Source organism: Sphaerisporangium viridialbum (assembly GCF_049674955.1).
Lineage (GTDB): Bacteria > Actinomycetota > Actinomycetes > Streptosporangiales > Streptosporangiaceae > Sphaerisporangium > Sphaerisporangium viridialbum.
On record NZ_CP187232.1, the window covers coordinates 7,284,046 to 7,301,663 of the forward strand.

At 69.7% G+C, this 17,618-nt stretch carries 16 protein-coding genes; 3 read left to right on the forward strand and 13 right to left on the reverse strand.

All coding sequences use genetic code 11. The annotated features are described in order from the left end of the window. Positions 1–52 precede the first annotated feature (52 nt). On the forward strand, positions 53–1,930 hold the full coding sequence (locus ACOZ38_RS32905; RefSeq protein WP_424534957.1) for a hypothetical protein: 1,878 nt from the start codon (positions 53–55) through the stop codon (positions 1,928–1,930). Positions 1,931–2,535: 605 nt separating this feature from the next. Further along, on the forward strand, positions 2,536–3,462 hold the full coding sequence (locus ACOZ38_RS32910; RefSeq protein WP_424534958.1) for a threonine aldolase family protein: 927 nt from the start codon (positions 2,536–2,538) through the stop codon (positions 3,460–3,462). On the opposite strand, the gene ACOZ38_RS32915 is transcribed toward ACOZ38_RS32910, so the two are convergent. Further along, on the reverse strand, positions 3,434–4,480 hold the full coding sequence (locus ACOZ38_RS32915) for a zinc-dependent alcohol dehydrogenase family protein (RefSeq protein WP_424534959.1): 1,047 nt from the start codon (positions 4,478–4,480) through the stop codon (positions 3,434–3,436). The two genes, ACOZ38_RS32910 and ACOZ38_RS32915, sit on opposite strands and share 29 nt — an antisense overlap. A gap of 169 nt (positions 4,481–4,649) precedes the next feature. Between ACOZ38_RS32915 and ACOZ38_RS32920 the strand changes: the two genes are divergently transcribed. Continuing rightward, the gene (locus ACOZ38_RS32920) at positions 4,650–5,585 is read left to right on the forward strand and encodes a helix-turn-helix transcriptional regulator (RefSeq protein WP_424534960.1); all 936 of its coding nucleotides are present in this window, start codon (positions 4,650–4,652) and stop codon (positions 5,583–5,585) included. A gap of 146 nt (positions 5,586–5,731) precedes the next feature. Here ACOZ38_RS32920 and ACOZ38_RS32925 read toward each other — a convergent pair whose 3' ends face one another. The 12 genes from ACOZ38_RS32925 to ACOZ38_RS32980 form a co-directional block, all read right to left on the reverse strand. After that, positions 5,732–5,929, reverse strand: coding sequence for a hypothetical protein (locus ACOZ38_RS32925; protein WP_424534961.1), 198 nt, complete (start codon positions 5,927–5,929; stop codon positions 5,732–5,734). 45 nt (positions 5,930–5,974) lie between these two features. Continuing rightward, positions 5,975–6,448 (reverse strand): hypothetical protein, encoded by a 474-nt coding sequence (locus tag ACOZ38_RS32930; protein ID WP_424534962.1) that lies wholly within the window; start codon positions 6,446–6,448, stop codon positions 5,975–5,977. A gap of 159 nt (positions 6,449–6,607) precedes the next feature. Further along, the gene (locus ACOZ38_RS32935) at positions 6,608–7,357 is read right to left on the reverse strand and encodes an SDR family NAD(P)-dependent oxidoreductase (RefSeq protein WP_405139654.1); all 750 of its coding nucleotides are present in this window, start codon (positions 7,355–7,357) and stop codon (positions 6,608–6,610) included. A gap of 11 nt (positions 7,358–7,368) precedes the next feature. After that, positions 7,369–8,985, reverse strand: a complete 1,617-nt coding sequence (locus ACOZ38_RS32940; protein ID WP_424534963.1) for an aldehyde ferredoxin oxidoreductase N-terminal domain-containing protein — start codon at positions 8,983–8,985, stop codon at positions 7,369–7,371. Continuing rightward, positions 8,976–10,271 carry an L-fuconate dehydratase gene (locus tag ACOZ38_RS32945; RefSeq protein WP_424534964.1) on the reverse strand — a complete coding sequence of 432 codons (1,296 nt, stop codon included), beginning with the start codon at positions 10,269–10,271 and terminating at the stop codon, positions 8,976–8,978. The genes ACOZ38_RS32940 and ACOZ38_RS32945 overlap by 10 nt, the downstream gene beginning before the upstream one ends. Continuing rightward, a complete protein-coding gene (locus tag ACOZ38_RS32950) occupies positions 10,268–11,107 on the reverse strand; it encodes a fumarylacetoacetate hydrolase family protein (protein WP_424534965.1) in 840 nt (279 codons plus the stop codon). The genes ACOZ38_RS32945 and ACOZ38_RS32950 overlap by 4 nt, the downstream gene beginning before the upstream one ends. Next, positions 11,104–11,937: an amidohydrolase family protein gene (locus ACOZ38_RS32955; RefSeq protein WP_405139662.1), complete on the reverse strand. Its 834-nt coding sequence runs from the start codon at positions 11,935–11,937 to the stop codon at positions 11,104–11,106. Before ACOZ38_RS32955 ends, ACOZ38_RS32950 begins: the two co-directional genes overlap by 4 nt. Then, positions 11,934–12,938 (reverse strand): aldo/keto reductase, encoded by a 1,005-nt coding sequence (locus ACOZ38_RS32960; protein ID WP_424534966.1) that lies wholly within the window; start codon positions 12,936–12,938, stop codon positions 11,934–11,936. The genes ACOZ38_RS32955 and ACOZ38_RS32960 overlap by 4 nt, the downstream gene beginning before the upstream one ends. After that, positions 12,935–14,473, reverse strand: a complete 1,539-nt coding sequence (locus ACOZ38_RS32965) for a sugar ABC transporter ATP-binding protein (RefSeq protein WP_424534967.1) — start codon at positions 14,471–14,473, stop codon at positions 12,935–12,937. The genes ACOZ38_RS32960 and ACOZ38_RS32965 overlap by 4 nt, the downstream gene beginning before the upstream one ends. Continuing rightward, a complete protein-coding gene (locus ACOZ38_RS32970; protein WP_405139668.1) occupies positions 14,470–15,468 on the reverse strand; it encodes an ABC transporter permease in 999 nt (332 codons plus the stop codon). The genes ACOZ38_RS32965 and ACOZ38_RS32970 overlap by 4 nt, the downstream gene beginning before the upstream one ends. Beyond that, entirely contained in the window at positions 15,465–16,535 is a 1,071-nt protein-coding gene (locus ACOZ38_RS32975) for an ABC transporter permease (RefSeq protein WP_424534968.1), read from the reverse strand. The genes ACOZ38_RS32970 and ACOZ38_RS32975 overlap by 4 nt, the downstream gene beginning before the upstream one ends. Beyond that, positions 16,532–17,617 (reverse strand): mandelate racemase/muconate lactonizing enzyme family protein, encoded by a 1,086-nt coding sequence (locus tag ACOZ38_RS32980; protein ID WP_424534969.1) that lies wholly within the window; start codon positions 17,615–17,617, stop codon positions 16,532–16,534. Before ACOZ38_RS32980 ends, ACOZ38_RS32975 begins: the two co-directional genes overlap by 4 nt. Between the last annotated feature and the right edge of the window lies 1 nt (position 17,618).

Genomic DNA, 17,618 nt, shown 5'->3' on the forward strand with positions numbered 1-17,618 from the left:
GAGGCCCGGAGCGGCACGAACGGATGCCTTGCTCAACGGAGAAGGAAGCGCAATGAGAGCAACAACTCGTAATCGCGGACGTCGCTCGGCCGTGGCGGCCCTGAGCGTGGTCACCCTGGGGGCATCTCTGGTCCTCGCCACGACGCAGGCCGCCGCGGACGGGCCCAGCGCCTCGATCATCTTGGGCGAGGTCAACGAGGAGAACGGTCTCCGCCAGATCGAGCAGGGCGACGGCACGACCGCACCCGTGACGGTCGGCGGGCTGAGCGCACGCGCGACCGTGCAGACCTCGGCACCGGCGGAACACATGTATTTCCAGGTCGACGACGCGATCGCCTTCGATGGCGCGTTCGTCGCGTGCCTGCAGGTCGAGTACTTCGACGAGGGCGGGGCCACATTCCGCGTCCAGTACGACTCGACCAGCAGCGCGTACGGCTCGACGGGTTCGGTGAACCGCACCGGGTCGAACACGTGGAAGACGGCGGGCTTCGAGCTGATGGACGCCCGGTTCGCCAACCGCGAGAACGGCGGCGCCGACTTCCGCGTCGAGGCGGGCACGGCTGGGGTGACCTTGCACAACGTGAAGTTGACGATCATCCAGAACGACGACGGCGTGACCCCGCCGTGCGAGGCCGCCTCGCCCGAGCCGGAACCCGTCACCCCGGACTGGCAGCTCAAGTATGTCGAGCAGTTCGGCAAGCCGATCCGCACTGAGGCCAGCCCGTGGGTGCTCGACAACTACAGCGAGCCGGTCGACGACTTCAACGACGACAACGGCGACCTCTACCGCCTTCAGCTCGGTCCCAAGTTCGACGCGGCGATGGCGACCATGCGGACCTACCGGCAGGAGACCAAGTTCGGCCGGGACGGCTGGCTCACGGCGTCCCTCTCCGCACGCGAGAGCGGCGGGCGGGTCGACGACAGCTACACCGACCCTGCCAAACGTCCGTCGATCACGACAGAGTCGCTGAAGAACGCGGGCTCCGTCGCCAAGATCACCGTGCCCAACTACACAGGTGGCGCGATCATCCGCAACACCGAGCCGCTGCCGAAGTACTACCGCATCGAGTACGACCTCAAGACGCTCGACTTTGGCGGCTTGCGTAACGGCTCGCTGTTCTACGACGGCAAGTACAACGGGTACGCCCTCGGGGAGTGCAAGACGTTCTACCCCTGGGTCGGCGACCCGAACGACATCCAACCGGCCGACCCCTGCGCCACACACTCCGTGCGGGAGGACAGCAACGAGGCGTACAACGCGTTCCACTACATGTCGATCCTGGACTTCCCGGCGATGCCCCGGAACCTGGCGATGTACCACTGGCACCGCAAGGTGCTAATGGACCAGTTCAGCCCGGCCCCGTCCCGGAACACGGCCGGCTACGACGTCTGCAACTCGCGGACCGGTGAGAAGTACCCCTGGAACAAGAGCAACCGCACCACGGTGAACATGCTCTACTTCACGGGTTCGCTCGGTCAGTCGCAGACGTTCGTGACGAGCTGCGACCGTCGGCCGGTTTCCGGCGTGCAGAAGTCGGCCGTGGAGCTGCAGCCCGAGCTGATGCCCAAGGAGGACTACACGTTCGCCATCGAGCGCACCGAGGCGGGTTACACGCTCGAGGTCAGCGGCAACTTCAAGAACGTCGGCAAAAAGACCTACCGGTTCACCCGGGGCTTCATCGACGACGACGCCGGCGTGGTCGGGGCGAACGTCCCGATCTTCCACTACAACGTGGACGCCGAGGAGTACGACGGCCAGTTCAACACGTCGCACACCGCGCGGGGCGCATTTGGCTCCAAGACGTGGGACAACCAGTGGCCGGCCGGCTCGGCCTACCCCGACTACTTCGTCATCGGTGAGCCGTACACGAACGTCGGTGAGGGCCAGGCCCGCATCGACAACATCCGGCTGTACGTGCCGAAGAAGTAGGCACGGGAAGGTCGCGGTCGAACTGACGCAGCCGCGCCCCTGGGACCTCAGACTGCACCCAGGGGCGCGGCCTGCGCTCCGAATTCACGCGATCCTTCATTTCGAGTCTTCGATTAGTTCGAATCATCGTCAACCAAAGTTGCGTTGACAGTCTGGCCAAAGAGCGGCCCCCTGTCCAGGAAGCCGTCACCCTCTACCAGGAGCTGGCGCGATCTGAGCCCGAGCTGTATAGCGCAACGTACGAAAGGCTGACGGGGAAACTGATCGGCATGGCGATGGAGGCCAAGAAGGAGACCTCAACACAGTGTTGGGCCTGTTCCGCGAGCGCATGAGGGCAGCTGGCCCTACGCCACATGGCGCGCTTCCACTACTCATGCAATGGCGCCCTGCGGCAAATGGTCAGGCCGATGACGGCGAACGCGATCTCGTGTCTCGGATCGTGACCATCTCGGACATCGTCATAGCAATTGAGATTGCAGCTACGGCGATTACCGCATCGTTCTTGCCTCCGCCGGTGCTGCCGCCCACTCGGCTGGGGCTGAAGATGGCGGCTGGGGGCTGCTCCGACAACGCACGGCTGGCGGTACTTCTACGGTGACGGTCCGGTGACCACGCTGGAAGAACGCGTGGCAGACCTACTGGGAACCGAGGCCGCCGTCTTCTTCCCCACCGGCACCATGGCCCAGCAGGTCGCGCTGCGCTATGGCGCTGACCGCAGCGGGCACCCGACGGTCGCTCTCCACCCGCTCGGCCACCTGGAGATGAACGAACGGCATGCCTACGTCCACCTGAGCGGCCTGCGCAATACCTGGCCGACCACCGCGCCCCGCAACCCCACCGCCGACGAGATCACCGCGCTCGCCGAACCCGTGAGCACCATCGTCATCGAACTCCAGCTACGCGACGCCGGCTTCGTCCTCCCCTCCTGGAGCGAACTCGCCGCCCTATCCGTCGCAGCGCGCGCCATCGGTGCACGCGTACATTTCGACGGCGCCCGAATCTGGGAATCCACCCCATACCTGGCGCACACCCTCAGCGAGATCGCCGACCTCGCCGACAGCACCTACGTCTCGTTCTACAAGACGATCGGCGGCATCAGCGGTGCGGCGCTCGCGGGCACCACGCAGCTCGCCTCCTACGCCCGCATCTGGCGGCACCGCTACGGCGGCGAGGTGTTCCAGCAGTGGCCGGCCGCCCTGACCGCACTCGCCGGTCTCAACAGGGAGCTGCCGCGCATCCCCGATTACGTGCGGCACGCGAGGACAGTCGCTGCGGCACTCACCGCGCTTCCCGGGGCGCGGGTGTATCCAGAACCTCCGCATACCCATCGATTCCGTCTCTGGCTGCCCCACCCGGCGCAAGCGCTCAACGACGCGGCGCTGGCACTCGCCGAGGAGGAGAAAGTGTGGTTCGTCGCCGGCTGGCAGGAAGCAGACGTACCGGGCATGGCGATGACCGAGATCACCGTCGCCACGCCCGCTCTCGAGTGGACCACCGAGGACATCACCGATATGGGCGGACGAGGACCTTGAGGGCGGTGCGGTCGTTCATGGCCTTGTAGCCGTCCGGGACCTCCTCAAGGCCGACGGTGCGGTCGAAGACCTTGCCCGGGTCGACCGTGCCGTCCAAGACGCCGGGCAGCAGCTCCTCGATGTAGGCGCGCACCGGCGCGGGGCCGCCCGTCAGGGTGGTGTTCTTGCCGAAGAACGACCACCCGATCGGGCCCTGGTCGTACTGCGGCACACCAACGCGGCTGATGATGCCGCCGGGACGGACGATGCCGACCGACTGCTCGTAGGCGGGCATGTGCCCGACGGCCTCAAGGACCTTGCGCGCACCCAAGCCGCCGGTGAGCTCAAGGACCTTGGCGATGCCCTCTTCGCCGCGCTCGGGAACGACGTCGGTGGCCCCGAACTCGACCCCCAGGTCGGTGCGATCCTTGTGGTGCCCCATGAGAATGATGCGCTCCGCTCCCAGCTGCTTGGCCGACAGCACGGCCAGCAGGCCGACGGCGCCGTCGCCGATGACCGCGACGGTGTCACCCTTCGTGACGTTCGCCCGCTTGGCGGCGTGGTAGCCGGTGCCGTACACGTCCGACAAGGTCAGCAGCGACGGCAGCGACTCGGAGTCCTCGGTGATGCCGGGAACCTTGACCAGGGTGCCGTCTGCCTGCGGGACGCGCACCGCCTCGGCCTGGCCGCCGAGAGTGCCGTTGCCGTCGTTCCAGAACCCACCGTGCGCACAGGAAGTGTGCAGGCCTTCGCGGCAGAACTCGCAGGTGCCGTCCGACCAGGCGAACGGGGCGATGACGAAGTCGCCCTTCCTCACGGTGGTGACCTCGGAGCCGACCTCTTCGACGATGCCGACGAACTCGTGCCCCATCGTCGTGCCCTCCGGGGTCGCCGGCAGGCCGCGGTACGGGTGCAGGTCCGACCCGCAGACGCAGGATCGGGTGACGCGCACCACCGCGTCCGTGGACTGATGGAGGACCGCGTCCGGGATCGTCTCGATGCGAACGTCTCCGGCGCCGTACATGAACGTGGCTCGCATGTGGCCCTTTCCTGGTTGCGAGAAGTCGAACCGGCCGCAGGCGCCGATGCGCTTCCTTGCGGCCGGTGATCCCAGTGAAACGCGGGTCTCACGTGCGCGGGAGTGCCTGTCGTGCCCGGTAATGCCAGTGCCTCCCTCACGTCCAGGTGCCCGGCGTACCGTCGTAGGCATGGACCCTCAAACCGAGATCCGCGAGTTCCTCAGCTCGCGCCGGGCCCGGATCACCCCGGAACGGGCCGGCCTGCCCGCCTATGGCGGCAACCGCCGCGTCAAGGGGCTTCGCCGTGAGGAAGTCGCCATGCTCGCCGGCGTCTCCGTGGACTACTACGTGCGCATGGAGCGCGGCACCCTCGCCGGGGCATCCGACAGCGTCCTGGAATCTCTCGCCCGTGCGTTGCAGCTCGACGAGGCCGAACACGACCACCTGTTCGACCTGGCACGCAAGTCCAACGCGTCGCCGGGGCCGAGGCGTCGGAGCGCGCCACAGCAGGTGCGGCCGTCCGTTCAGCAGGTCCTCGACGCGATCACCGACGCGCCGGCCTGGGTCCGGAACGATCGGCACGATATGCTGGCGGCGAACCGGATGGCCCGCGCGCTCTACACGCCCATGCTCGCCGACCCGCGGCGACCGGCGAACAGCGCCCGCTTCATCTACCTCGACCCGGCGTCCAAGGAGTTCTTCCAGGACTGGGAGAGAGCCGCCGACGACATCGCCGCCATGCTCAGATCAGAAGCCGGAAAACACCCCTACGACAAGGCGCTGACCGAGCTGATCGGCGAGCTGTCCACTCGCAGCGAGACCTTCCGGCAGCGCTGGGCCGCGCATAACGTCCGCTTCCATCGCACCGGCTTCAAGAAGCTGCACCACCCGGTCGTCGGCGACCTCGACCTCAACTTCGAGGCCATGGAACTGCCCTCCGACCCCGGCCTGACCATCCTCGTCTACACCGCCGCCCCCGGCACTCCCAGCGCAGACGCGCTCAAACTGCTCGCGAGCTGGGCCGCGACCCAAGAAGAGGTTTCGAGGCCGGGCGGGAAGACCAAGGCGCCCACCTCAGGCCCCCACGGCCCTGCCGCGCACGATGTTGATCATCCCGGAGCCTGAGCGCCTCCGCCGAAGGCGACAAGAAGCGTCCCGCCTGGTTACGGCGGCCGGTGTCGCACCCGTCTGGTGGACGACCGCCCGCGGCTTCCATGCGTCTGCCCGTTAGCCTCGAGCTTTCACGATCTTCATCTGGCCGGCTGAGCGGTTCACCCGTCCCACGCCGCGGACGCCGCGGCGGCACGCACGAAGTGCTCGGCGTATGCGTCGCCGGCGAGGGCATCGCGCCGGTGGGTCTCGATCGCCCGCGCGGTGGCGGCCATGAGGGCGGTCAGGCCGATGCCGCCTTCGACACCGGTGTGCTGGGCACCTGGTACGCCTTCTCCTCTCCGGCGGGCGGCGCCCACGAGTCCGGATGTCGTGGGTGGCGAAGTGGGCGCCGTAGACGACGGCTATGAAGCGCAGGATGTCGCGACCGGCAGGTGCAGGCCGGCGGTGCAGTCGGTCAGCACGGTGACGTGGAAGCCCTTCTGGAACGCGGTCCGGGCGGTGGAGTGCCGGGTTAGTGGATCATCGGCTAAGTGAAGATCCTTGCGTACGCGGCGATAGCCGCGTTCTCCCTCGGACTGGTGGTGGCCGCCTGCGGCACACAAAGCCCTGAGGGGGACGCCCAATCCCCGACTGCCGACGCACGAAGGCGTGACGCGAGCAAGCACGGCAAGCTTGTACCGGGTGGTTTGGACAGCCGATCGGCCTGCCGCGTCGAGGTCGTAGGCATCAAGCGGCAGGACCAGATCGTCCCCCGTGGCGACAACGGGGCTGGCCGGTTCTTCAGGGGGCGAGGGCACACTGGTGCACGCCGAGCTCAGGAGCGTCAGCGATACGGCCGATGCGCGGCTCCATCGGCGCAGCGAGGGGTTGGGCACGGGAGACTCCAAGAACTGTGGCCCGCCACCGCCAGGCGGCCGAGCGCCTGGCGGTAGCGGGGCGTCATGGGTTGTCATCTCAGCACCCGCAGGCCACGGCGAGACGGGGCGGTCAGCGGGCCGGACCAGGCGCCCGGCCGCCGTCCGCCGCCACCCCGTTCAGGCGCGGGGCAGCCGCAGGCCCGACATGCCGCCGTCGACGGCGAGCGCCATCCCGGTGGTCGCACCGGCCGCGGGGTCGGCGAGGTAGGCGACGGCCGCGGCGACCTCCTCCGCGCTGACCAACCGGCCGGTGGGCTGGCGGGCCGCGAGGCGCGTCTTCTCCCCCTCCGGGTCGTCGGTCCGCGCGAGCAGCCGTGCCACCCATGGCGTGTCGACCGTGCCGGGGGCAATGCAGTTGACCCTGATGCCCTCGGCGACCAGGTCGGCCGCCATCGCCAGGGTCAGCGCGTGCACAGCGCCCTTCGACGCCGAATACAGGGCCCGCTGCACCAGCCCGGCCGTCGCGGCGATCGACGAGGTGTTCACGATCGCGCCGTGCGCACTGCGGCGCAGGTACGGCAGTGCGGCCTTGGTTGTGCGGGCGACCCCGACGACGTTGATGTCGAGCACCCGGTGCCACTCCGCGTCGTCGTTCGCCTCAACGGTGCCGACGGCGCTGACGCCCGCGTTGTTGACCAGGATGTCGATGCCGCCGAAGGCGGCGGCCACCTCGGCCATGGCCTTTTCCAGCGACACGGAGTCGGCGACGTCTGCGACGACGCCGAGCGTGGCGCCGCCCTGCTCACCGGGGTCGAGGTCGAGCACGCCCACCTTCGCCCCACCCGCGACGAACGCCTCGACGCATGCCTTGCCGATCCCCGAGCCACCTCCGGTGACCACGGCGACCAATCCGTCAAAATTTCCCATATCGCTTCCTTTCAAATGAACCCGAGCTCGCGGTGCAGCTCGGCCACCGCGGCCATGAACGCCTCCCGGTCGAGGACCGCACCGGCGTACCTTCCGGTGGCGACTGGCTCGTTGAAGAACCTGTCGGGGAGGGTGTCCGCCTCGAGACTGATGCGGAGCCGCCGGTTCACCTCCCGCTGCAGCCGCAGCCGCTCCGCGCCGAGCGACAGCACGTCGGGCCGCTCACCGGTGACCGCCTCAACCAGCGCCTCCACCTGCGCAAGCGTGAGCGGACGGGTGGGCGTCGCGGCGTACGGGCAGATGCCGAGCGCGTCGAGACCGCTCCACAGCCGCAGGAGCTGCGCGGTGCGGACAACATCGATCTCACCCCGCGGGCGCGGTACGCTCACGCCCAATCCCGCCATTTCCGGATAGCTGTGGGGCAGGCCCTCGGCCGGGTCGAAGTCGAGATCGTGCTCGATGATGTCGTAGCGCGGCCCGATCGGTGCGACCGCGTACCCGAGTCCGAGGTTCGGCTGCACCCGCGGGTCGAAGGGCGGCAACTCCACCCCCTTGCTCGCCATGGCATGGTCCGGGGCGATCCTGGCCGAACCCTCGCCGAGCGGGTCGCCTCCGGCCCCGATCCGCTCGATCACGGAAGGCACCTCGGCAGCCGGCACGCCCGCGGCCGCGAGGGTGCCGCCTAGCGACACCGGGTCCAGCCCGAGCTGCATGCACCTCGCGTGCACGGCCCACGGATCGGCGACGCCAAGATTGGGCCCGAGCATGGCGAGCGCCTCCTGATGCAGCGCCGCCCCGGCGTAGACCTTGATGCAGTCGGTCGGGCAGCCGGGACAGGCGGCGATCCGCTCCAGCGCAGGCGCGGTGCCGACGCCGCCGCGCGAGGTGGTGTCGGCGAAACCGGCCACCGGCGCATAGCCGGGCTCGGCCGACCAGACCCCGAAACCCGGCTCGCCATGCTGCCAGGCGGTGAGCGGATTGCCGGGCAGCGCCGCCGCGTAGTCGGCGGCTACCCGGCCCAGCGCGTCGGAATCGGCGACCGGCGGCGTGGATCCACCGACGCAGACGACCGCCTTGACGTTCTTGGTGCCGAGCACCGCGCCCAGTCCGAGCCTGGGCAGCGGATGGTCCCCGCAGGTGACGATCGAGGCGTACCGCACACCGTGCTCACCGGCCGGCCCGATCACCGCCACCGCGGCGCCGGCGCCGTACCTGGCGAGCAGGGCGTCGGTGGCCGGGCCGGTCTCCAGTCCCCATAACTCTCCGGCCGGGTCGAGCCTGGCCTGCCCCGCCTCGACCACCACGCAGACAGGTCCGGCTGCCCGGCCGTGCAGCACCACGCCGGTGACCCCGGCCGCCCGCAGCCCCGCGGCGTACGGACCTTCCGCCCGCGTCTCCGCGACACCGCCGGACAGCGGCGAGAGCCCGACGGCGGCGCACCGCGCCAGCCCAGGCCCCGCCACCCCGGCGACACTGCTCGCCACGAGCGCCAGCGGCGCGTCGGCCGGCTCGACCGGGCCGTCGATGGCGTCGAGAAGCACCCGCAGCGCGGCGACCGGCCCGTCGAAGTCACCGGCCGGACGCATCTGCGCGTGCCCGGTGGCCAGCTCGACGTGGATCAACGCCATGCCGGGCCGTTCGGGTAGGAGAACACGGCCAGCGTCTCGGGCCGCAGCTCCGCGGAGAAGCCGGGCGCGCTGGGCGGCATGTACGCCCCGTTGGAGATCACCACCGGATCGACGAAGTGCTCGTGCAGGTGGTCGACGTACTCGATGACCCGGTCCTGCAGCGATCCGGAGACCGCGGCGTAGTCGAACATCGACAGGTGCTGGACCAGCTCACACAGCCCGACGCCGCCCGCGTGCGGGCAGACCGGCCTGCCGTACCTAGCGGCGAGCAGCAGGATCGCGATGTTCTCGTTGACCCCGGCGACCCGGCACGCGTCGATCTGCACGAAGTCGACCGCATCGGCCTGCAGGAGCTGCTTGAAGATGATCCGGTTCTGCATGTGCTCGCCGGTGGCGACCTTGACCGGCCGCCCGCCCGGGCCCGCGGCGGCCAGGGCGCGCCTGATGGCGGCGTGCCCGAGCACGTCGTCGGGGCTGGTGGGCTCTTCGATCCACCACGGGTCGTACGGCGCGAGCGCGGTCATCCATTCGACCGCGTCGGCGACGTCCCAGCGCTGGTTCGCGTCAACGGCGATGCGAATCCCCGGTCCGACCGCCTCCCTGGCCAGGGCCATCCTGCGCAGGTCGTCATCGAGGTCGGCGCCGACCTTGAGCTTGATCTGCGTGTATCCGTCGGCGACGGCCTGCTTGGCGAGCCGTACGAGCTTGGCGTCGTCGTAGCCGAGCCAGCCCGGCGACGTCGTGTACGCCGGGTACCCGTGCCGTTCGAGCTCGGCGATGCGTTCCTGCTTGCCCGGACTGGCCGCCTTGAGGAGGTCGAGCGCCTCGGCGGGGGTGAGGGCGTCGGTGAGATAGCGCCAGTCGACGAGGTCGACAAGCTGCTCCGGACTCATGTCGGCGAGCAGCCGCCACACCGGCTTGCCCGCGACCCGCGCGGCCAGGTCCCACGCGGCGTTGACGACAGCCGCCGTCGCCAAGTGGATCACGCCCTTCTCCGGGCCGAGCCAGCGCAGCTGGGAATCACGGGTGAGGCGCCTGGCGAACTCCCCCAGGTCGTCCACCGGCTGGCCGACCACGAGCGGGGCAAGGGCGTCGATGGCGGCCCGGCAGACGTCGTTGCCCCGGCCGATCGTGAACGTGAACCCATGCCCGTCCATGCCCGCATCCGTACGCAGGATCAGGTAGGCGGCGGAATAGTCCGGGTCGGGGTTCATGGCGTCGGAGCCGTCGAGCTGCCGCGAGGTCGGAAAGCGGATGTCGTGCGTCTCGACCGCGGTGATTTTCATTCCGCCGCCCGCAAGGCCGAGCGCTGCCGGCCGAGACCATCGATCTCGACCTCCATCACGTCGCCCGGCGCGAGGTAGGGGAACCGACCGGACAGGGCCACACCCTGCGGCGTGCCCGTGTTGATGACATCGCCGGGTTCGAGCACCGTGTACTGCGACAGGTGCCAGATCAGGTAGGCGACATCGAAGATCATGTCAGCCGTGGTGGAGTCCTGCCTGGGCTCGCCGTTCACCCACGATCGCAGGCCGAAGGCGCGCGGGTCGCCCGCCTCGTCGGGAGTCACGAGCCACGGGCCGAGCGGGTTGAACGTTTCGCATGACTTGCCCTTAGACCACTGCCCGCCGGAGACGGCGAGCTGGAAATCCCGCTCGGAGACGTCGTTCGAGACGGCGTACCCCGCCACATAGTCGAGCGCCACCTCCGGCGACTCGATATAGCGGGCGGTCCGACCGATGACGACGGCCAGCTCGACCTCCCAGTCCGTCTTCTTCGAGCCGCGCGGGACGAGCACGTCGTCGTACGGCCCGACGACCGTGTTCGGCGCCTTGTAGAAGATGATCGGCACTTCGGGCGGCTCGCTGCCCGACTCGGCCGCGTGGGCGGCGTAGTTCTGGCCGATGCAGAGCACGACACCCGGCCGGGCGATCGGCGCACCGATCCGCTGCCCCGCGACGTCGATTTCCGGCAACCGGACAGCCTGGTCGGCGCCGACACCGCCGGAGGCGAGAAATGCCCCGTCGATGTCCCTGGTGACGCCGGACAGGTCAAAGTATCGACCGTCGACGTGAGCCACGGGGCGCTCGGCCCCCGCCGGGCCCACCCGCATGTACCTCATGAGATCTCCAACTGATAGATGCTGATCGCCGTGGTCGCGAAGATGTCGTCGGGCGTCCCGCCGAGGATCTCCTCGAACGCCGCGCGAACTTCGGTGTAGGAGGCCGCCACCTCGCAGACCGGCCAGTCCGACCCGAACATGAGCCGGCCGCCGCCGAACATCTCCACGGCGGTCTCGACAAAGGGACGCAGGTCTTCGACCGTCCAGTGGGACCAGTCGGCCTCGGCCACGAGGCCGGACATCTTCGCCACGACGTTCGGGCATGCGGCCACCGGGGCGATGAGGGCGCGCCATTCGTCCACACCCCCCGCGCCAGCGGCGACCCTCGGCTTGCCGAGGTGGTCGAGGACGAACCGGGAGTCCGGCAGCGCCCGCGCCGCCCTGGCCACCGACGGCAGTTGCGGGCCACGCACGACCACCTCGTTGACGAGTCCGGCCGCGGCGACCGCGCGCAGACCCGCCCGCACATCGAGCCGGTCGAGGAAGTCGTCGGGATGGCCCTGCACCTGGTCCCGGATGCCGACGAGCAGGTGACCCCCGGTCCCGGCCCGATGGCCGGCGATGACGTCGGCCAGGGTGGGGTCGGTGAGCGACGCCCAGCCGACGACACCGGCGATCTCCGGGGTCGCCGCCGCGGTCGCCAGGAACTCGGTGGTCTCGGCGGCGTCACACCGGCCGGCCTCGACCAGGACCGTCCGGTCGACGCCCGCGGCGCGCAGGTTCTTCCGCAGGTCCTCCACGCCGTAGTCGCGGCGGATCCGGTCGAGCGCCGGATCGGCCAGCCATGGGTAGTCGGCGGTCCAGAGATGCTGGTGGGAGTCGATGATCACGGCGTCGGCACCTCCTCGGGGAGCAGCCCTTCGCGGCGCAGGTCCTGCCAGAGCCGGTCCGGGATGTGGTGGGAGAACATCGCCACGGCGTCGGCCACCTCAGCAGGCGAGCGGGCGCCGATGACGACGCTCACGACCGCCGGGTGGCCGAGCGGGAACTGGATCGCGGCGGCCCGCAGCGGCACGTCGTGCCGGGCGCAGATCTCTTGTACGGCGAGCGCCCGAGCCAGCAGGCCGGCCGGGGCGGGGAGGTAGTCATAGGTGGCGCCGGGCTTGGGGTCGGCGAGCAGGCCGGAGTTGTAGACACCCCCGGCGATGACGGAAACCCCCTGCTCGGCGGCCAGCGGTAGCAGTTCGGCGAGGCCGGACTGGTCGAGCAGCGTGTACCGGCCGGCGAGCAGCACGCAGTCGACTTCACCGGTACGGACGAAGTCCGCCAGCATCTCGGTCTGGTTCATCCCGACCGAGACCGCCCCGATCCGGCCCTCGGCGCGGAGCCGTACCAGAGCCGGTAGGGCCCCGGCGAGCGCCTCGGGGTAATGGTCGTCGGGGTCGTGGATGTGCAGCACGTCGGCCCGCTCCAGGCCGAGCCGGTCCAGGCTCTCCGCGTAGGACCGCAGCACCCCCTCGGAGCTGAAGTCCCGGATTGGCACGACGTCTGTCGGCTCGGCCCAGATGGTATCGTTCCGGTCGCCGGGGTCGGGGGCGGCCTCCCGGCCACCGGACCCGACAAGCCGGCGACCGACCTTTGTGGAGACGGCGAACTCCGCGCGGGGTTTGCCGGCCAGTACCCGGCCCGCGCGCCGCTCGGAGAGCCCGCTGCCGTACAGCGGCGCGGTGTCGAAGTATCGGAAGCCGAGTTCCCAGGCCTGCTCGACGGTGGCGTACGCCTGCCCGTCGCCGACCTCCCGGTAGAGCCCGGCGAGCGGGGCGAGCCCGAGGCCGAGCCGGGTCACCTGCACGTCCGTCCGGCCCAGCCGGACCCGATCAGTGGGATTCATGCCGCTTCACCCTCACCCGCGGGTGGCCGCTCAGGGCCGGTCCCCGCGTGGATCAACCGTATGATCGCCTGGCTCATCCGGGCGTAGTCGTGGTCGTTGACCAGCTCGCCGCGGAGGCTGAAGTCGTTCATCACCGCGATCCGGTCGGCGAGGGTGACGATCTCCGGCAGGTCTGACGAGATCAGCAGCAGCGCCAGCCCGGAACCGGCCAGTTCGGCGATCAGCTCATGGAACGCCGCCTTGGTGCGAACGTCGATGCCGACCGTCGGTTCGTCCACGATCAGGATCTCGCAGTTGGCGGCGAGCCACTTCGCGAGGCTGACCTTCTGCTGGTTGCCGCCGGAGAGCTGGCCCGCGAGCTGGGAAGGCGAAGAGATCCGGATGCCCAGCCGGTTGACGTACTGGGCCACCAGGCGACGTTCCGCCCCATCGGTCACCAGCCCGGCCCTGGCCAGGCCCCGCCACACGGTGACACCGACGTTGCGGGTGATCGGCTGGTCGAGGAAGAGGCCCTCTTCCTTGCGGTTCTCCGTCACGTAGCCGATCCGGTAGCGGCGAAGCGCATCACCGACATCGCGGATACGCACCGGACGGCCCTGCACCTCCACCGTTCCCGACGTGATCCGGTCGAGCCCGAGCAGCGCCTTGGCCAGTTCGCTGCGGCCGGCCCCGACCAGGCCGTACAGTCCGAGGATCTCCCCCGGGCGTACGGACAGGGAGATGTCGCGGTGGCCCCGCGCGGTGCACACCTTGTCGAGTCGCAAGGCCGGCGCCGTCTCCGGGTCGACGTGACGCTCGGCGAGGCGGACCGAGGAGTACGCTCGCCCGACCATGAGGTCGACGATCTGGTCCTGCGTATAGTCGGCGAGCGGCTTGGCCTCGGCCACGCTGCGCCCGTCGCGCAGCACGGTGACCGTGTCCGCGACCGCGAAGACCTCCTCCAGCTTGTGGCTCACCAGCACGACGGCGTGCCCGCTGTCGCGCAGCCTGCGCACGATCCCGTAGAGCCGGTCGGCCTCATCCCCGGTGAGCGACGCGGTCGGCTCGTCGAGCAGCAGCACCTTGCTGTCGACGCTCAGCGCCTTGGCGATCTCAACCAGCTGCGCCTGCGCCACGGACAGCCGGGAGACCGGGGTGTCCGGGTCGAGGTCCAGGTCGAGCAGGTCAAGGCAGCGGCGGGCCTCGGCACGCATCCGCGCCCGGTCGACCAGCCCGAAGCGCCGCGGCAGGTGGTGCAGCACGATGTTCTCCGCGATGGAGAACTCGGGGATCAGGTTGCGCTCCTGGTGGACCACGCCGATGCCGGCCCGCTGGGCGTCGAGCGGCCCGTTCATGTGCAACTCGGTGTCGCCGAGCAGGACCCTCCCGCCGTCCGGCCGGTACACGCCGGTAATGATCTTGATGAGCGTGCTCTTGCCTGCGCCGTTCTCGCCCAGGAGGGCGTGCACGCTGCCCGCGGCGAGCCGCAGGGTGGCGCCGTCCAGCGCGCGCACTCCCGGGAACGTCTTCACCAGGCTCTCGGCGGTGAGCATCATGACGACCCCTTCGACAACTTCTGTCGTACGGTGCCGAGCAGCACCGCACCGAGGACGACCGCGCCGATGATCAGATCGATCCAGCGCGGGTTGATATCGAACTGCGCCTGCATGACGTCGACCAGCCGGACCAGGAACGCCGCAAGGCAGGTGCCGACAACGCTGACCACTCCGCCGGTGAGCGCCACCCCGCCGATGATCGGCGCGGCGAAGCTCGGCAGCAGCAGATCGTCGCCGATGCTGTAATTGACGGAGCCGGAGGCGGCGACCGTGATGATGGCGGCGACCCCGGCGAGCAGGCCGCTGAGCCCGTGCGCGATGACGATCGACCGGTCGTTGGAGACACCGGACAGCCGGGCGGCGAACGGGCTGCCGCCGGTTGCCAGCAACTGCCGGCCGGTGACCGTGCGGCCGAAGAACATGGCCACCAGGGCGGCCACCACCAGCGCGAGGACGAAGACGACCGGCAGGCCGAGCACTGAGGCGGTGCCGAGGTCGCGCAGCCCTTGCGAGTAGCCCTGGAAGGTGCCCGGGCCGTTCACCCCGTACCGCAGCCCCACGATGATCGTCATGGTGGCGAGGGTCACGATGAAGCCGTTGATCCGGGTGAACACGACGAGCAGCCCGTTGACGAGACCGGCGGCGAGGCCGACCCCGAGCGCGCCCAGCACGGCCAATGGGGCGGGCAGGCCGGCTTCGAGCATGAGCCATGCCGCGACCATGGCGCACAGGCCCGTGAGCGCGCCGACCGACAGGTTCATCTGGCCGATGGCCAGCACCACCATCTGGGAGAGCCCGATGACGATCGGGACGGCGAGGAACCGGAAGAACGCGTCCAGCGTGCCGCGGGAGAGCAGATTGCCGTCCGTGGCGATGGCAAGCGCGACGAAGCCGGCGAGGGCGAGCACGGCGAGGGTGAACTCCGGCCGGACGGTGACCTCCTTGAGCCTCCCGCCGAGAGCGGTACGGCCGGCCGTCGTGGTACCGGTGCTCATACCCGCACCCCCCTTCGTTCTGCGACGACGTGGCGCACCCGGTCAAGCGACAGCGCGACCAGCAGCACCATGCCGATGTAGAGATTGAGCTGGTCGAGCTGGAACTGCAGCAGGTTCAGCCCCTTGTAGATGACCTGGGTGAGCGTCGCGCCCAGCACCGTGCCGAGGATGCTGACGGCGCCACCGGCCAGCAGCGTGCCGCCGAGCACCGGGCCGAGGAACGACGGCAGCAGGAACGAGTCGCCGATGCTCGCCGAGAACGCTCCGTTGTTCGCGGCGAGCAGGAAACCGGCGAGCCCGGCGAGCAGCCCGCTGAGCGCGTGCGCCTGCACCACCCGGTTCCGGATGGGGATGCCGGACAGCTCGGCGGCCTTTCCGTTGGCGCCGGTCATCAGGATCTCGCGGCCCAGCCTGCTGAAGCGGAACAGCAACCCCACCACGAGCGCCGCGACAAGCGCGATCGGCACGACCAAGGGGATGTTGGGGCCGCAGATGTCGCCCGTGCAGTAGTCGGCGAACGTGTCGTTGCGCAGGGCATCCATGCCGGCGGGCTGACCGCTGAAGGCGACGCCGTCGGTGAACCGGCTGTAGAGGATCGTGATGAGACCCACCAGGGCGAAGTCCATCGCCAGCGTTACCACGAACGAGTTGACCCCGGTACGCGAGATGATCAGCCCGGCGAGCGCGCCCAGCAACATCCCGACGATCAGCCCGATCACCAGGCTGATCACCAGCGGCAAGCCGAGCCGGTCATAGGCGAGCCCCATGGCGAACGCGCTCATCGCGGCCATGCGGCCGACGGCCATGTTCATGTGCCCGAGCGACAGGACCGCCAGCTGGGAGAGGCCGACCACCGCGTACACGCTGATGTCCGACTGCAGCGGCACCAGCGTGAGCGTGGTGTCCATGAACGCGGGACGCAGCGCGGTGAAGAGCGCGACGAGGGCGATCAGCAGGATGAGCAGGCCGATGCGCGGGTTGGCCCAGAGCGGCATCATCGACGTCCTGCGCGGTTCCGGCGAGCCCGCCGCCGGCGCCTCGGATGGAGACGTGGTCTGCGTGCTCACCGGACTCTCCGGTCGTCGATCGCGTCACGGTCCCACTCGATGCCGAGCCCCGGAGTCGTAGGCGGCAGGGCGTGCCCGTCGACGATTTCGGTCTCCCGGCGGGTGATCGCCCTGAGCTGTGGGATGTGCTCCAGGTAGCGGCTGTTCGGCACGGCGCAGCAGAGGCTCACGTGCAGCTCCATGAGGAAGTGCGGGCAGACCGGCACGTTGTACGCCTCGGCCAGGTGCGCGACCTTGAGCCACGGGGTGATTCCGCCGATGCGCGCCACGTCCACCTGTACGATGCCGGCCGCCTGCCGGTGGAGATACTCGCGGAACTGCGCCACCGAGTAGAGCGACTCTCCGACCGCAACGGGGATCGAGGCGGACGCGGCCAGCGCCTGGTGTCCGGAGACGTCATCGCTCGGCAGCGGCTCCTCGAACCAGTAGGGGTCAAACGGTTCGAGGAGCCGTGCCCGCCTGATGGCTTCCGCGGCGGTGAGTGACTGGTTGGCGTCGAGCATCAGGTCGAAGTTCTGCCCGACGGCCGCGCGGACGGCGGCCAGCCGTTCCGCGTCCTCCACGGGAGAGCGACCGATCTTGAGCTTCACCCCGGGCCAGCCCGCGGCCTTGCTGGCCTTCGCACCGGTGATGAGCTCCTCGGTGGTGAGGTGCAGCCAGCCCCCCTCGGTGTCGTACAGCGGGATGCGGTCCTTCGCACCACCCGCGAGCACCCACAGCGGCTGTCCCGCGTCGCGGCACCGCCAGTCCCACAGGGCCGTGTCGACGGCGGCGAGGGCGAGGGAGGTGATCGCCCCGACCGTGGTCGCCCGGGTCGCGGCGAACAGGTCGTGCCACACCGACTCAACCCGACGAGCGTCCGCGCCTACCAGCCTCGGTAACAGGTAGTCGCGCAGCAGGGCGAGCACGGCCGTACCACCGGTGCCGATCGTGTACGAGTAGCCGGTGCCGGTGCCGCCGTCGTCGGTCTGGATCTCGACGAAGACGGTCTCCTGCTTGATGAACGACTGGACGGCGTCCGTGCGTACGGTCTCGACCTCCAGGTCGACGAGATACGCCTCGGCGTGAGTGATCGCGGGCAAG

Bases quoted from the DNA above. Each gene is read 5' to 3' on its own strand.
- ACOZ38_RS32920 (WP_424534960.1), top strand. From the start codon at position 4,650: ATGGACCCTCAAACCGAGATCCGCGAGTTCCTCAGCTCGCGCCGGGCC.
- ACOZ38_RS32945 (WP_424534964.1), bottom strand. From the start codon at position 10,271: ATGAAAATCACCGCGGTCGAGACGCACGACATCCGCTTTCCGACCTCG.
- ACOZ38_RS32915 (WP_424534959.1), bottom strand. From the start codon at position 4,480: ATGCGAGCCACGTTCATGTACGGCGCCGGAGACGTTCGCATCGAGACG.
- ACOZ38_RS32950 (WP_424534965.1), bottom strand. From the start codon at position 11,107: ATGAGGTACATGCGGGTGGGCCCGGCGGGGGCCGAGCGCCCCGTGGCT.
- ACOZ38_RS32960 (WP_424534966.1), bottom strand. From the start codon at position 12,938: ATGAATCCCACTGATCGGGTCCGGCTGGGCCGGACGGACGTGCAGGTG.
- ACOZ38_RS32970 (WP_405139668.1), bottom strand. From the start codon at position 15,468: ATGAGCACCGGTACCACGACGGCCGGCCGTACCGCTCTCGGCGGGAGG.
- ACOZ38_RS32940 (WP_424534963.1), bottom strand. From the start codon at position 8,985: ATGGCGTTGATCCACGTCGAGCTGGCCACCGGGCACGCGCAGATGCGT.
- ACOZ38_RS32905 (WP_424534957.1), top strand. From the start codon at position 53: ATGAGAGCAACAACTCGTAATCGCGGACGTCGCTCGGCCGTGGCGGCC.
- ACOZ38_RS32935 (WP_405139654.1), bottom strand. From the start codon at position 7,357: ATGGGAAATTTTGACGGATTGGTCGCCGTGGTCACCGGAGGTGGCTCG.
- ACOZ38_RS32965 (WP_424534967.1), bottom strand. From the start codon at position 14,473: ATGATGCTCACCGCCGAGAGCCTGGTGAAGACGTTCCCGGGAGTGCGC.